This window comes from Serratia sarumanii, assembly GCF_029962605.1.
Classification (GTDB): domain Bacteria; phylum Pseudomonadota; class Gammaproteobacteria; order Enterobacterales; family Enterobacteriaceae; genus Serratia; species Serratia sarumanii.
Map to the genome: position 1 here is coordinate 4,240,954 of NZ_CP124750.1, position 14,385 is coordinate 4,255,338.

General features: G+C 61.6%; 17 protein-coding genes and 1 pseudogene. 13 read left to right on the forward strand and 5 right to left on the reverse strand.

What is annotated here, in order from left to right; all coding sequences use genetic code 11:
- Positions 1-8 precede the first annotated feature (8 nt).
- Positions 9-1,061, forward strand: a complete 1,053-nt coding sequence (locus SSARUM_RS20075; RefSeq protein ID WP_033649595.1) for an XdhC family protein — start codon at positions 9-11, stop codon at positions 1,059-1,061.
- Here SSARUM_RS20075 and SSARUM_RS20080 read toward each other — a convergent pair.
- Positions 985-1,851 (reverse strand): helix-turn-helix domain-containing protein, encoded by an 867-nt coding sequence (locus tag SSARUM_RS20080; protein ID WP_039567215.1) that lies wholly within the window; start codon positions 1,849-1,851, stop codon positions 985-987. The two genes, SSARUM_RS20075 and SSARUM_RS20080, sit on opposite strands and share 77 nt — an antisense overlap.
- 150 nt (positions 1,852-2,001) lie before the next feature.
- A complete protein-coding gene (gene fumA, locus SSARUM_RS20085; RefSeq protein ID WP_033649593.1) occupies positions 2,002-3,648 on the reverse strand; it encodes a class I fumarate hydratase FumA in 1,647 nt (548 codons plus the stop codon).
- A gap of 349 nt (positions 3,649-3,997) precedes the next feature.
- Here fumA and SSARUM_RS20090 point away from each other — a divergent pair, with 349 nt between their 5' ends.
- From SSARUM_RS20090 to ruvX, 6 genes are all read left to right on the forward strand, one after another.
- The gene (locus tag SSARUM_RS20090) at positions 3,998-4,510 is read left to right on the forward strand and encodes a SprT family zinc-dependent metalloprotease (protein ID WP_060429432.1); all 513 of its coding nucleotides are present in this window, start codon (positions 3,998-4,000) and stop codon (positions 4,508-4,510) included.
- 101 nt (positions 4,511-4,611) lie between these two features.
- Positions 4,612-5,307 carry a deoxyribonuclease I gene (gene endA, locus SSARUM_RS20095; RefSeq protein WP_033649591.1) on the forward strand — a complete coding sequence of 232 codons (696 nt, stop codon included), beginning with the start codon at positions 4,612-4,614 and terminating at the stop codon, positions 5,305-5,307.
- Positions 5,308-5,376: 69 nt separating this feature from the next.
- The gene (gene rsmE / locus SSARUM_RS20100) at positions 5,377-6,108 is read left to right on the forward strand and encodes a 16S rRNA (uracil(1498)-N(3))-methyltransferase (RefSeq protein ID WP_060430995.1); all 732 of its coding nucleotides are present in this window, start codon (positions 5,377-5,379) and stop codon (positions 6,106-6,108) included.
- 10 nt (positions 6,109-6,118) lie between these two features.
- Positions 6,119-7,069, forward strand: a complete 951-nt coding sequence (gene gshB / locus SSARUM_RS20105) for a glutathione synthase (protein WP_047729854.1) — start codon at positions 6,119-6,121, stop codon at positions 7,067-7,069.
- A gap of 145 nt (positions 7,070-7,214) precedes the next feature.
- On the forward strand, positions 7,215-7,778 hold the full coding sequence (locus SSARUM_RS20110; RefSeq protein WP_033635940.1) for a YqgE/AlgH family protein: 564 nt from the start codon (positions 7,215-7,217) through the stop codon (positions 7,776-7,778).
- Positions 7,778-8,200, forward strand: coding sequence for a Holliday junction resolvase RuvX (gene ruvX, locus SSARUM_RS20115; RefSeq protein WP_140926780.1), 423 nt, complete (start codon positions 7,778-7,780; stop codon positions 8,198-8,200). The genes SSARUM_RS20110 and ruvX overlap by 1 nt, the downstream gene beginning before the upstream one ends.
- Here the strand turns inward: ruvX and SSARUM_RS20120 are convergent.
- Positions 8,197-9,219: a type IV pilus twitching motility protein PilT gene (locus tag SSARUM_RS20120; RefSeq protein ID WP_060430992.1), complete on the reverse strand. Its 1,023-nt coding sequence runs from the start codon at positions 9,217-9,219 to the stop codon at positions 8,197-8,199. The two genes, ruvX and SSARUM_RS20120, sit on opposite strands and share 4 nt — an antisense overlap.
- A gap of 20 nt (positions 9,220-9,239) precedes the next feature.
- Here SSARUM_RS20120 and SSARUM_RS20125 point away from each other — a divergent pair, with 20 nt between their 5' ends.
- From SSARUM_RS20125 to hemW, 6 genes are read left to right on the forward strand one after another with little or no spacing between them, the layout of a single operon-like run.
- Entirely contained in the window at positions 9,240-9,947 is a 708-nt protein-coding gene (locus SSARUM_RS20125) for a YggS family pyridoxal phosphate-dependent enzyme (protein ID WP_060426992.1), read from the forward strand.
- A 19-nt stretch (positions 9,948-9,966) separates the two neighbouring features.
- Positions 9,967-10,788, forward strand: a complete 822-nt coding sequence (proC, locus tag SSARUM_RS20130) for a pyrroline-5-carboxylate reductase (protein WP_033649586.1) — start codon at positions 9,967-9,969, stop codon at positions 10,786-10,788.
- 31 nt (positions 10,789-10,819) lie between these two features.
- Entirely contained in the window at positions 10,820-11,374 is a 555-nt protein-coding gene (locus tag SSARUM_RS20135; RefSeq protein WP_033635944.1) for a YggT family protein, read from the forward strand.
- Positions 11,371-11,661: a DUF167 family protein YggU gene (gene yggU, locus SSARUM_RS20140; RefSeq protein WP_004948014.1), complete on the forward strand. Its 291-nt coding sequence runs from the start codon at positions 11,371-11,373 to the stop codon at positions 11,659-11,661. The genes SSARUM_RS20135 and yggU overlap by 4 nt, the downstream gene beginning before the upstream one ends.
- A gap of 17 nt (positions 11,662-11,678) precedes the next feature.
- A complete protein-coding gene (locus SSARUM_RS20145; RefSeq protein WP_060388227.1) occupies positions 11,679-12,272 on the forward strand; it encodes an XTP/dITP diphosphatase in 594 nt (197 codons plus the stop codon).
- On the forward strand, positions 12,265-13,407 hold the full coding sequence (hemW, locus tag SSARUM_RS20150) for a radical SAM family heme chaperone HemW (protein ID WP_060388228.1): 1,143 nt from the start codon (positions 12,265-12,267) through the stop codon (positions 13,405-13,407). The genes SSARUM_RS20145 and hemW overlap by 8 nt, the downstream gene beginning before the upstream one ends.
- Before the next feature lie 36 nt (positions 13,408-13,443).
- Here the strand turns inward: hemW and SSARUM_RS20155 are convergent.
- Together SSARUM_RS20155 and SSARUM_RS20160 are read right to left on the reverse strand one after the other, a co-directional pair.
- A pseudogene (locus SSARUM_RS20155) lies at positions 13,444-13,530 on the reverse strand (DUF2442 domain-containing protein); the annotation flags it as partial.
- Between the two features lie 116 nt (positions 13,531-13,646).
- The gene (locus SSARUM_RS20160) at positions 13,647-14,369 is read right to left on the reverse strand and encodes a YggN family protein (RefSeq protein ID WP_033635949.1); all 723 of its coding nucleotides are present in this window, start codon (positions 14,367-14,369) and stop codon (positions 13,647-13,649) included.
- Positions 14,370-14,385: the final 16 nt, after the last annotated feature.

Consider the following 14,385-nt stretch of genomic DNA (forward strand, 5'->3'; position numbering starts at 1 on the left):
ATTCACCTATGCAACATCTTGACGTCACCGTAGTCAGCCAGGCGATAAGCTGGCTGCAGCAACAGCCGGTCTGGTTATGTACCGTGCTCAGCACCTACGGCTCTTCGCCGCGCTCGCCGGGCGCGCTGATGGCGGCGACCCGCGATGGCCGCTACAGCGGCTCGCTGTCGGGCGGCTGCGTGGAGGAGGATTTTTTGCGCCGCGTGGCCGCCGGGGAGTATCAGGCGGCCAGCCAGGTGATCCGGTACGGCGAAGGCGGCATGACGCCCAACGTGGCGCTGCCCTGCGGCGGCGTGCTGGACGTGCTGATCGAATACCTGCCGGCGAGTGAAGCCAGCATCGCTTACCTGCGGCGCATCGCCGGCGCGCTGGAAGGGCATCACGCGTTGATCAAACGCCTGACGCTGCCCAACGCCTGCCACAGCCTCGAGCAGAGCCACTTCACCAGCGCCACCCAGGTCGAACGCCGGCTTGAGCAGATCACCCTGCACATCGCGGCCGCGCCACGCCTGCTGATCGCCGGGCTGTCCAGCGTGGCGCTGTACTGCGCCGATTTCGCCGTGGCGTTGGGGTTTGAGGTGCTGGTGTGCGAGAACCGCCCGGAGGCGCTGGATAACTTTGCCGCCGAGCTGAAACCGGGCGTGACGTTGCTGCGTCAGTTTCCGGCCAAATTCATTGAGGAAGGGGGTTGCCACGCCAATACCGCCGTCGTGGCGCTGACCCACGATCCGCGCATGGACGACCTGACGCTGATGGAAGCGATCCACACCCCGGCGTTTTACATCGGCGCCATGGGCTCGCTCAGAAACAGCGCGCGGCGGCGCCAGCGTTTGCAGCAGATTGCCGAATTCACCCCGCAGGAGCTGGAACGCATCCATGCGCCGATCGGCCTGCCGCTGGGCAGCAAAACCCCGGCGGAGATCGCCCTGGCGGTGATGGCGGCGATCGTGCAGCAAAAAAACCGGCTGCCGGCCGCCGACGGGCTCAATGCAGCGGCACCACCGGCACCAGATGCTGCAGCTCCAGATGCAGCTCCTCTTTCCCGCTCAGCGAATAGCTGAACACCGTAATGTCCGGCCCGTCACCGCGGGCCAGCCCCATTTCGGGCAGCACCTGCGTGTAGATTTGAATGATGTGGTCATTGAGCGCCACCGGCTTGCCGGAATAGCGAAAACGGCAAAACTCGCCGTGGATCTCCGGCAGCGGCTCCAGCACCACGCCTTCGCGCAGCGGGTATTCCGTCGTCACGCCCAGGGTATAATCGACCCTGACCCGCTCGCCGTCCGGCACCAGTTGAGTAAACGAATAGGTTTGCATCGGGCGCTCGCCCAATAAGGTATAGAACTGCGCCCGCAGCGCGCTGCGCTGCGGCAGGTGCGACTTGTCCAGCTTCTCGATATCCAGGTGATAAGCGTACTGCTTGCCGTGAAAGGCGTATTGCCCGCTGGCGATGCTGACGCGTTCGACCTGAATATCGCCCGGCTGGCTGGCCGCCAGCGAACGCACCAGATTGCTGAAGTCCTGCTTGCGGGCATGGCGATAGACGCTGGGCGATTCGGCGAAGTGTTTCTTGAAACAGCGCGAGAACGTCTGCTGGTTATCGAATTGGTATTCGACCGAGATATCGAGGATGCTCTTCTGCGTGAAACGCAAGGCGAAGGCGGCGAGATAGAGGCGGCGAGCGCGGATATACGAAGCTAACGATAATCCGGTCTGCTTCTTGAACATGCGCTGCAGATACCATTTCGTATAGCCTGACTTGGCGGAAACGATATCCAACGACAGCGGATTGGTCAGATTATCCTCAATCCAGACCAGCAATTCCTTGATATGACTTTCCTGCGTACTCATGTGCTTGCCGAGCCTTCTGTTGCCGATATTCCATTAGTCGAATTTTAGTGCTGTCCGCGTAGGGTATACAGGTTAAAACTCGCCGTCCAGCAGGCTACAGGACTTTACACAATCCCCTTCACCGCCCGCAGGCGGCGAAGGGGGCCGCGCTTATTTCAGGCAGCTGGAGCACTGACCGGCCTGGATCTTCTGGAAGAAGTCATTGCCTTTGTCATCCACCAAGATAAACGCCGGGAAATCTTCCACCTCGATTTTCCAGATCGCTTCCATGCCCAGCTCAGGGTACTCCACGCACTCCAGGCTCTTGATGCTCTGCTGCGCCAGCACCGCCGCCGGGCCGCCGATGCTGCCGAGATAGAAACCGCCGTGCTTGTGGCAGGCATCCGTTACCTGCTGGCTGCGGTTGCCTTTCGCCAGCATGATCATGCTGCCGCCGTGGGATTGCAGCAGATCGACGTAGGAGTCCATACGCCCGGCGGTGGTTGGCCCCAGCGAACCGGACGCGTAGCCCTCCGGCGTTTTGGCCGGGCCGGCGTAGTAGATCGGGTGATCCTTGACGTACTGCGGCAGGCCTTCACCGCGATCCAGGCGCTCTTTCAGCTTGGCGTGCGCGATATCACGGCCGACGATGATGGTGCCGCTCAGCGACAGGCGGGTGGAAACCGGGTACTGCGACAGCTGTTTGAGGATCTCGGCCATCGGACGGTTGAGATCGACCTTGATCGCCTCGCCCTCCCCGGCCTGGCGCAGCTCCTGAGGAATGAATTTCCCCGGATTGTGCTCCAGTTTTTCCAGCCAGATGCCGTCGCGGTTGATTTTGCCTTTGATGTTGCGATCCGCGGAGCAGGAGACGCCCATGCCGACCGGGCACGACGCGCCGTGGCGCGGTAGGCGCACCACGCGGATATCGTGCGCGAAGTATTTGCCGCCGAACTGCGCGCCCAGACCCAGGTTCTGCGCTTCTTGCAGCAATTCCGCTTCGAGTTCCAGATCGCGGAACGCCTGGCCATGCTCATTGCCTTCGGTCGGCAGACCATCGTAATACTTGGTCGAAGCCAGCTTGACGGTTTTCAGCGTCGCTTCCGCCGAGGTGCCGCCGATGACGAACGCCACGTGGTACGGCGGGCAAGCCGCGGTGCCCAGCGTGCGCATCTTGTCGACCAGGTAATTTTTCAGTTTGCCCGGCGACAGCAGCGCCTTGGTTTCCTGATACAGATAGGTTTTGTTGGCGGAACCGCCGCCCTTGGCGATGCACAGAAACTTATACTCTTCACCGTCCACGCTGTAGAGATCGATCTGCGCCGGCAGGTTGCTGCCGGTGTTGACCTCTTTGTACATATCCAGCGCGGCGTTCTGCGAATAGCGCAAATTCTCTTGGATGTAGGTGTTGTACACCCCGCGCGACAGCGCGGCTTCATCGCCGCCGCCGGTCCAGACGCGCTGGCCCTTTTTGCCGACGATGATCGCCGTGCCGGTGTCCTGGCAGGTCGGTAAAATACCCTTGGCGGCGATTTCTGAGTTACGCAGAAATTGCAGCGCAACGTACTTGTCGTTTTCGCTGGCGTCCGGATCTTTGAGGATATCGGCCACCTGCTGCTGGTGCGCCGGGCGCAGCATGAACGAGGCGTCGTGGAACGCATGCTGGGCAAGCAGGGTTAACGCTTCAGGGGCAACTTTCAGAATTTCCTGGCCTTCAAATTCGCTCACGGAAACGTGGTCGCGGCTCAGCAGGTAGTATTCGGTATCGTCTTTCTTCAGCGGGAACGGATCTTGATAGTGGAACGGTTTATTCGACATTGATCTCTCACTTGCAACATCAGCTGCGTTAAATTCACACTTGCGGCGCACGGCTCGGCGCCTTGTCAAAAAACTGCCTCCACCTTACGTATTTTTAATCAGTCAGTTATTGCGCCAAATCGCAAAATAACCGCTCTTTGCGTAAGGGATTACCACAGGCGGCGTTTCAACCTTGCTCGGTGAGAACTGCGGGTACAGGCTCATCATGCACGCTTTATTATCCCGCAGTTAACACATTGATTACAATCCATCGGCGGCGATCGTCTTATCAATGTGGCGAAAAAGCGCCGGATGCGATTTACGCGGGGCGTATTGTCAGCCGCCGCGCCATTGCTTAAGCTAGGCCGCAATGAACAAACCGAGAATCCCCATCGCGCTGCAACAAGCGGTAATGCGCTGCCTGCGAGAAAAGCTGCAGCTGGCCCGCCGGCATTTTGCCGTCGAGTTCCCCGAACCCAGCATCGTCTATCAGCAACGCGGCACCAGCGCGGGCACCGCCTGGCTGCAAAGCTGGGAAATCCGCCTGAATCCGGTGCTGCTGCTGGAAAACCAACAGCCGTTTATCGATGAAGTGGTGCCGCACGAGTTGGCGCACCTGCTGGTGTTTCGCCAATTCGGCCGGGTGGCGCCGCACGGCCGCGAATGGCGCTGGATGATGGAAAACGTGCTGCTGACCCCCGCCAGCCGCACCCACCGCTTCGAAACCGCCTCGGTGCAAAGCAAAACCTTCCCCTATCGCTGCGGCTGCGGGCAGCACCAGCTCACCATCCGCCGCCATAATCGCGTGCTGCGCGGCGAAAGCGAATACCGCTGCCGCCGGTGTGGCGAAAAACTGAAATTTCTCGCTAACGAGAACCTTTAGTTAAACGATTTATACGTTAAAACAAGCAAATATCGCCATTTGCCACTGCCGGCAAGTTCCGTTACCCTGCCTGCTTTTCCAATTTTGAGCTGTTTTGGAATATGCTTCGCAGAATTTTGTTTATCGCGGTTTTCGCCGCAGGCGCCGTACAGGCGCACGGCATCAATAACTTTTCTCAGGCCAAGGCGGCGGCGGCCAAGATTAACCAGGATGCGCCGGGCAGTTTTTACTGCGGCTGCCGCATCGACTGGCAAGGCAAGAAGGGCATCCCGGATCTCGCCGGCTGCGGCTATCAGGTGCGTAAAAACGCCCAGCGCGCGCAGCGTATCGAGTGGGAACACGTGGTGCCGGCCTGGCAGTTCGGCCACCAGCTGCAGTGCTGGCAGGACGGCGGGCGCAAAAACTGCAACAAGGACGCCACCTATCGCCAGATAGAAACCGATCTGCACAACCTGCAGCCGGCGATCGGCGAAGTGAACGGCGACCGCAATAACTTCATGTACAGCCAATGGAACGGCGGCGCCGGCCAGTACGGGCAATGCCCGATGAAGGTGGACTTCAAGAATAAACAGGCGGAGCCGCCCGCCCGCGCCCGCGGCGCCATCGCCCGCACCTACTTCTACATGCGCGATCGCTACCAGCTGCGGCTGTCACGCCAGCAAACCCAGCTCTTCGAGGTGTGGAACCGGCAATATCCGGTGAGCCAATGGGAATGTCAGCGTGAAGCACGTATCGCCAAGGTGCAGGGCAACCACAACCCCTATATTCAACAGGCTTGTCAGCAGCGGAAAAGCTAACCTACTATAGCCTTTATCTTTCATGGCGCCGCCAACCCGCGGCGCCGTTTCGTCAGGATCAGACTACCCATGCGCATACCCCGCATTTACCATCCGCAGCCGTTGACCAATCGGGCGGAGATCGCCCTGAGCGAGGACGCCGCCAACCACGTCGGCCGCGTGCTGCGCATGAGCGCCGGCCAGGCGCTGCAGCTGTTCGACGGCAGCAACCAGGTGTTCGACGCCGAGATAGTTCGGGTGGACAAAAAGAGCGTGCTGGTGCGCCTCGGCGACGGCCGCGTGGATGACATCGAATCGCCGCTCAACCTGCATCTGGGCCAGGTGATCTCGCGCGGCGAGAAGATGGAGTTCACCATTCAGAAATCCATCGAGCTGGGCGTCAACGTCATTACCCCGCTGTTTTCCGAGCGCTGCGGCGTCAAACTGGACGGCGAGCGTCTGGCGAAGAAAATCCAGCAATGGCAAAAGATCGCCATCGCCGCCTGCGAACAGTGCGGCCGTAACCGCATTCCCGAAATCCGCGAGGCGATGTCGCTGGAAGCCTGGTGCGCCGAGCAGGACGGCAGCCTGAAGCTCAACCTGCATCCGCGCGCCAGCCACAGCATCAACACGCTGCCGCAGCCGGTAGACCGCGTCCGCCTGCTGATCGGCCCGGAAGGCGGTTTGTCCGCCGACGAAATCGCCATGACCACCAACCACGGATTTACTGATATTCTGCTGGGGCCACGCGTGCTGCGTACCGAAACCACAGCGCTCACCGCCATTACCGCTCTGCAGGTCCGCTTCGGCGACCTGGGTTAAAGGAGAAAAGATGATTAAGCTCGGCATCGTGATGGACCCTATCGATTCCATCAACATCAAGAAAGACACCAGCTTCGCCATGCTGCTCGAAGCGCAGCGCCGCGGTTACGAATTGCACTACATGGAGATGAACGATCTCTATCTGCACGCCGGTGACGGGCGCGCCCGCACCCGCCTGCTGAGCGTGAAGGAAGACAAGGAGAACTGGTTCAGCTTCGGCAGCGAGCAGGATCTGGCGCTGCACGATCTGGACGTGATCCTGATGCGCAAGGATCCGCCGTTCGATACCGAATACATCTACGCGACCTACATTCTGGAGCGCGCCGAAGTCAAAGGCACGCTGGTGGTCAACAAGCCGCAAAGCCTGCGCGACTGCAACGAGAAGCTCTTCACCGCCTGGTTCCCGGAACTGACGCCGGACACGCTGGTCAGTCGCAGCGCCGCGCACATCCGCAAATTCCACCAGCAGCACGGCGACGTCATCCTGAAGCCGCTGGACGGCATGGGCGGCGCGTCTATCTTCCGCGTGAAGCAGGACGATCCTAACCTGTCGGTGATCATCGAAACCCTGACCGAACACGGCAGCCGTTTCTGCATGGCGCAGAACTTCCTGCCGGCGATCAAGGACGGCGACAAACGCATTCTGGTCGTCGACGGCGAGCCGGTGCCTTACTGCCTGGCGCGCATTCCGGCGCAGGGCGAAACCCGTGGCAACCTGGCGGCCGGCGGCCGCGGCGAAGCGCGTCCGCTGAGCGAGAGCGACTGGAAAATCGCCCGCGCCGTCGCGCCGACGCTGAAAGAGAAAGGGCTGATCTTCGTCGGCTTGGACGTGATCGGCGATCGCCTGACCGAAATCAACGTGACCAGCCCAACCTGCGCGCGCGAAATTGAGGCGGCATTCCCGATCTCGATTACCGGCATGCTGATGGACGCGATTGAAAAGCGCCTGGCGGCGAAGTAATGCGCCATGCGGGCGGCCTGCCGCCCGCTATCCTGCATCGCGCCCGCCAAAGCACGCCTTTGCACGCGGCTTGAAAGGCGGCGGGTATAGCCGCATACTGGCGGCTGTTTATTTTCTCATCCATTGATTACCTTATACTAACGCCATGAATTTACAGCACCATTTTCTGATCGCCATGCCCACCCTGCAGGATCCTCGCTTCAAGCGCTCGGTGATTTACGTCTGCGAGCACAACGAAGAAGGCGCCATGGGTTTGGTGATCAATAAACCGGTGGAGCAGTTCACGGTAGCCACGGTACTGAGCAAGCTGAAGATCATGCCGCCTGCGCGCGATCCGGCCATCAGCCTGGACAAGCCGGTGTTCGCCGGCGGCCCGCTGGCGGACGATCGCGGATTTATCCTGCATACGCCGCGCCACGGCTTCGGTGCCAGCATTCAAATTTCCCCCAACACCATGATCACCACCTCGAAAGACGTGCTGGAAACGCTCGGCACCCCGGAACAACCGGACGACGTGCTGGTGGCGCTGGGTTATGCAGGTTGGGAAAAGGGCCAGCTGGAGCAGGAGGTGTTGGAGAACGCCTGGCTGACCATCGAGGCCAACACCGACATTCTGTTCCGCACGCCGATCGCCAGCCGTTGGCGCGAGGCGGGGAACCTTCTGGGTATCGACATTCGCAGCATCGCCAACCACGCAGGACACGCCTGATGAGCAACCGCACCATTATCGCCTTCGACTTCGGCACCAAAAGCATCGGCGCGGCCGTCGGCCAGGAGTTGACCGGCAGCGCCCGCGCCCTGCCGGCCTTCAAAGCGCAGGACGGCTCGCCGGGCTGGCTGAAAATCGAAAAGCTGCTGAAGGAGTGGCAGCCGGATCTGGTGGTGGTCGGCCTGCCGCTGAACATGGACGGCACCGAACAACCCGTGACCGCCCAGGCGCGCAAGTTCGCCAACCGCCTGCACGGCCGCTTCGGCATCCAAATCGATCTGCATGACGAGCGCCTGAGCACCGTGGAAGCGCGCGCCAACCTGTTCGATCGCGGCGGCTTCCGCGCGCTCGACAAAGGCAGCGTGGATTCCGCCTCTGCGGTGGTGATCCTCGAAAGCTGGTTCGAACGGCAGCTGGGTTAACCCTCCGTTCCCTCCCCCGCACTCTCCCCCAACACGCCGGCGTCGATCCGCTGCTGCAAACCTTGCTCAAAGGTTTGCATGCCGGACTGCGCGCCGGTTTGCAACACGCTCGCCAACTGATGGGTTTTCCCTTCGCGGATCAGGTTGCTGACCGCCGCCGTCGCCGTCAGCACCTCAAAGATCGCCACTCGCCCACCGCCGGGCCGCCTCATCAGCTTTTGCGCGATCACCGCCTGCAGGCTGCCGGCCAGCTGGGCGCGCACATAGGGTTTCTCTTCCGCCGGAAACACGTCCACCAGCCGTTCCACCGCCTGCGGCGCGCTGCGGGTGTGCAACGTCGCCAGCACCAGATGCCCGGTCTCCGCCGCGGTGAGCGCCAGCCGGATGGTGGCGATATCGCGCAGCTCACCCAGCAGGATCACATCCGGATCTTCGCGCAGCGCGGCGCGCAACGCCGCATCGAAGCTGTGGCTGTCGCGGCCGATCTCCCGCTGCTGGATCAGCGAACGCCGGCTGCGGTGCAGGAATTCGATCGGATCCTCCAGCGTCAAAATGTGCCGCGGCTGGTGCCGGTTGATCTCGTCGATCATCGCCGCCAGCGTGGTGGACTTGCCGCTGCCGGTGGCGCCGGTGACCAGGAGAAGCCCGTCGTCGCGCCGCAGCAGCGCCGGGACGATGGCCGGCACCGCCAGCTCGGCAAGCGAGGGCGCCTGCCCGGCGATGCGCCGCAACGCGAGAGACATCCCTGCGCTTTGCTGAAAAACGTTGGCCCGCAGCCGTTCCCCGCCCGGCCGGTGCAACGCCAGATCGACCTGCCCCAGCCGCCGCAGGCTCTCGCGCTGCTGCGCATTCAGCAATCCGTCGCAGAGGGCCTGCACGCCTTGCGCCGTCAGCGTTGGCGCCGCCGCCAGCGGCTGCAGTTCACCGTCGATGCGCAACATCGGCGGATGGCCGGCACAAAGGTGCAGATCGGAAGCATTATGCTTTACACTAAGGGCCACGAATTCATCGATATCCATATCACTCTCCCGGGTCAATAATGAGCACTATCCAACAGAACCTGCAGGATGTCAGAAACCGCATCGCGGCCGCCGCGCAAAACTGCGCGCGGGCGCCAGAAGAAGTTGCCCTGCTTGCAGTCAGCAAAACCAAACCTGTGGCGGCGATCGAAGAAGCCATCGCCGCCGGCCAGCGCGCCTTCGGCGAGAACTACGTGCAGGAAGGGGTAGACAAGATCCGGCATTTCGCCGAGTCGCCGCAGGACGGCGAGCTGGTGTGGCACTTTATCGGCCCGCTGCAATCCAATAAGAGTCGGCTGGTGGCGGAACACTTCGCCTGGTGCCACACCGTAGATCGGCTGCGCATCGCCCAGCGCCTGAGCGATCAGCGCCCGGCCGGCATGCCGCCGCTCAACGTGCTGATTCAAATCAACATCAGCGACGAGCAAAGCAAATCCGGCATCGCGTTAAGCGAACTGCCAGCGCTGGCCGAAGCGATCGCCGCGCTGCCGAACCTGACGCTGCGCGGCCTGATGGCCATCCCGGCGCCAGAAGCGGATTATCAGCGGCAGCTGGCGGTATTCAACCAGATGAACGACGCCTTTCTCGCCCTGCGTCAGCGTTATCCGCAGGCCGATACGCTATCTATGGGCATGACGGACGATATGGCGGCAGCGATTGCCGCAGGCAGCACCCTGGTGCGCATCGGCACCGCAATTTTTGGCGCCCGCGACTACTCGCAGGCCTGACAAACAGACGAGGGATTTGATGCAACATCGCAAGATTACCTTTATCGGCGCCGGCAACATGGCGCGTGCAATCATCGCCGGCCTGGTGGCGGGCGGCTATCCGGCCAAATCCATCAGCGTCTGCGCCCCTTCGGCGAAAAACCGCGATGCGCTGGCGGCGGACTATGGCATCGTCAGCAGCGGCGACAACGTCGCCTGCGCGCGCGCGGCCGAAGTAGTGGTGCTGGCGGTCAAACCGCAGATGATGGCCGACGTTTGCCAACCGCTGCGCGAGCAGGTCGATTTCAGCGGCAAACTGGTGCTGTCGATCGCCGCCGGTATTCAGGTCAACCGTTTCTATCAGCTGCTCGGCGACAAGCTGGACATCGTGCGCATCATGCCCAACACCCCGTCGTTGGTCGGCAAGGGCATGAGCGGGTTGTACGCGCCGGCGCAGGTCAGCCAGCAGGATCGCGACTACACCGGCGATTTAATGGCGTCGGTCGGTAAAGTTTGCTGGGTCGATGACGAAAATGGCATCAACGGCGTGATCGCCGCCGCGGGCAGCGCCCCGGCCTATTTCTTCCTGTTTATGGAGGCGATGCAACAAGAGGCCGAACGTATGGGCTTCGACAGCCAGACCGCGCGCGATCTGGTGCAGCAGGCCGCTTCCGGCGCCGCCGCGCTGGTGGAAGCCAACCCGGATACGCCGCTGGGCACGCTGCGCGAGCAGGTGACCTCCAAAGGCGGCACCACCGCTGAAGCGCTGCGGGTGTTCAATGAACGCCAGCTGCCGGAAACCGTGGCGCAAGCGATGCAGGCCGCCGTTTCCCGCGCGCAAGAGATGGAAAAATTATTTTAAATAACCATGAGTTAAGGAGAAGGACCACTTCATGCTAACGCTGACTTTCCTGGTCAAGACCGTTATTGATCTGTACGTGATGGTGCTGTTGCTGCGCATTTGGATGCAATGGACACGCACCGATTTTTACAACCCGTTCTCGCAGTTTGTGGTGAAGATCACCCAGCCGGTGGTCGGCCCGCTGCGCCGCATCATCCCGTCGCTGGGGCCCATCGACAGCGCTTCGCTGCTGCTGGCGTTCCTGCTGATGACCATCAAGTACCCGCTGCTGCTGCTGATCCAGGGCGGCGCGATGTCGCTCAGCCCCTATAACCTGCTGTTCGGCCTGATCTCGCTGGTGAAGTCTGCCGGCTACCTGATCTTCTGGGTGATGATCATTCGTGCGCTGATGAGCTGGATCAGTCAGGGCCGCAGCCCCATCGACTATGTAATGTACCAGCTCACCGAACCCTTGATGGCGCCGATCCGTCGCATCATCCCGGCGATGGGCGGCATCGACTTTTCCGCCATGGTGGTGATCCTGATCCTCTATCTGATCAATTACCTGGGCATGGATCTGTTCGGCGAGATCTGGTTCCTGCTGTGAGTGCAGTCACTCCGGTGCTGGACGGGCTGGCGATCAGGCTATATATTCAGCCGAAAGCCAGCCGCGACCAAATTATCGGCTTGCATGGCGACGAACTGAAAGTCGCCATCACCGCCCCGCCGGTCGACGGCCAAGCCAACGCCCATCTGATCAAGTTTATCGCCAAGCAGTTCAAAGTGGCGAAAAGCAACGTCACCATCGAGAAAGGCGAACTGGGGCGGCATAAACAGTTACGCATCGTGAATCCGCAACAGATCCCCGCCGTGGTCGCGGCGCTCATCGAATAATTTTCAAGGTAGTCATTATGCAAAAAGTCGTTCTTGCCACCGGTAACCCGGGCAAAGTGCGCGAACTCGCCGACCTGTTGGCCGATTTCGGCCTGGACGTGGTCGCGCAAACCGATCTGGGCGTGGAATCCGCCGAAGAAACCGGGCTGACGTTTATCGAAAACGCCATTCTGAAAGCGCGCCATGCGGCACAGGTCACCGGCCTGCCGGCGATCGCCGACGACTCCGGCCTGGCGGTAGACGCGCTGGGAGGCGCACCGGGCATCTACTCCGCGCGCTACGCCGGTGAAGACGCCGACGATCGGCAGAACCTCGACAAGCTGCTGGCGGCGCTGAAAGACGTGGCGCCAGGCCGGCGCGGCGCGCAATTCCACTGCGTGCTGGTCTATCTGCGCCATGCGCAAGATCCGACGCCGCTGGTGTTCCACGGCAGCTGGGCCGGCGAAATCACCGAGCAAGCCGCCGGCGAAGGCGGTTTCGGTTACGATCCTGTCTTCTATGTGCCGGAGCTGGGCCGCACCGCCGCCGAGCTGAGCCGCGACGAGAAGCGAGCGATTTCGCACCGTGGCAAGGCGCTGAAGCTGATGTTGGAAGGCATGCGCAATGCTTAAGCTGCCCCCGCTGAGTCTCTACATCCACATCCCGTGGTGCGTGCAGAAATGCCCGTACTGCGACTTCAACTCCCATGCGCTGAAGGGTGACGTGCCGCATCAGGAGTATGTCGATCATCTGTTGGCGGATCTGGATGCCGACCTGCCGCTGGCCGGCGGCCGGGAGATAAGCACCATCTTCATCGGCGGCGGCACCCCCAGCCTGCTGAGCGCCGAGGCGATGCAAGCCTTGCTGGACGGCGTGCGGGCGCGCATTCACGTCGCCGACGACGCCGAAATCACCATGGAGGCCAACCCCGGCACCGTGGAGGCCGATCGCTTCAGTGGCTACCAGCGCGCCGGCGTCAACCGCATCTCCATCGGGGTGCAAAGCTTCAGCGCCGAGAAGCTGACCCGCCTGGGGCGCATCCACGGCCCGGAAGAGGCCAAGCGCGCGGCGACGCTGGCGACCGGCCTCGGCCTACGCAGCTTCAACCTCGATCTGATGCACGGCCTGCCGGATCAGTCGCTGGAAGAGGCGCTGGACGATCTGCGCCAGGCTATCGCCCTCAATCCGCCGCACCTGTCGTGGTATCAGCTGACCATCGAACCGAACACCCTGTTCAGCTCGCGCCCGCCGGTCTTGCCGGACGACGACGCGCTGTGGGACATCTTCGAACGCGGCCACCAGCTGCTGAGCGCCGCCGGCTATCAGCAGTATGAAACCTCGGCCTACGCCAAGCCGGGCTACCAATGCCAGCACAACCTCAACTACTGGCGCTTCGGCGACTATCTGGGGATCGGCTGCGGCGCGCACGGCAAGGTGACCTTCAGCGACGGGCGCATCCTGCGCACCGCCAAGACCAAGCACCCGCGCGGCTTTATGCGCGGCGACTACATGGACAAGCAGCATGAGGTGGCGACGGCGGATCGGCCGTTCGAATTCTTCATGAACCGCTTCCGCCTGCTGGAAGCCGCGCCGCGCGCCGACTTCGTCAACTACACCGGGCTGGCGGAAAGCGTCATTCGCCCGCAGCTGGACGAAGCGCTGGCCAAAGGCTATCTGGAAGAAACCGCGGAGCACTGGCAGATCACCGAGAAGGGCAAACTGTTCCTCAACTCGCTGCTGGAACTGTTCCTGGCGGACGACGAGTAAAAAAAAGCGCTGAATAATCAGCGCTTTTTTTCATGTTCAGGCGGCATTATGAGGGCGATGCGTCACGTCGCCACGCCCCTTCAGCAATCCCTCAACGGAAACATCCTCGTCCAACGCGTCCCAAAGCTGACGCGTTTAGCCGTACTCATGCCAAGCCTCCAAAAACAATGCCTGATAGGTATCAACCAGAATTTCGCTTCGCCTCAGCGTCTCTGATATGGATATGCGATATCTATCCGTTACTTCAATGCCTTCAGCAGATCCTTGCGCTGGGTTTCCAGTGCGGTGACGCGGTTGCAAACGTCGCGGCCGAAGTTCTGGAAGTCCTGCTCCTGGTTGTTCCATTCGTTCTGGATCGCCTTCTGCAAGCCGCCCAGGTTGCCCATGATCGCCTGTAGCGGATTGCCGCCGCTGTTGGCGGCCTGTTTGACGCCCATCTCGTTCAGGCTGTCCTGCAGCACCCCGCCCATGCTTTGCTGCACGATGTTGCGGCCGTCCTGTTCCACCTGGTCAATCGCCTTGTGGTGGAAGGTCAGGCCGTCGCTGCGGTGCTCAATGATGCGGTTCATCTGCTGTTTCAGCTGGCCGTTCAGGGTGGTCAGCCGGTTGCGCACGTTGCTGTTGCTGCCCAGCTCTTTGACGATCACCTTATCCAGCGCCGAACGGGCTTTCTCCAGGTGCTGCTGCGCGCCGTCGTCGATCCACGGCAGCTGCTTGCGCAGCGCGCTCTGGTAGCTGAAGGCTTTCTGCCGCTGGCTGTCGTTCAGGCTCAGCGCCTGGCCGTTGCGGATCACGTCGCCATCCGGCGAAATTTGCAGGTCGCCGCTGGCGCCTTTCACCTGCACGCTCTGAGGGCTGATGATCACATCATCCTGGGGTTTAACGCTGCATTGGTACTCGGCGTGGGCCTGCGCGGCAGTCGCCGCCAGCAGCAGTAAGGCTAACCCGGTTTTCTTCAACATAGCTTCTCCTGACTCC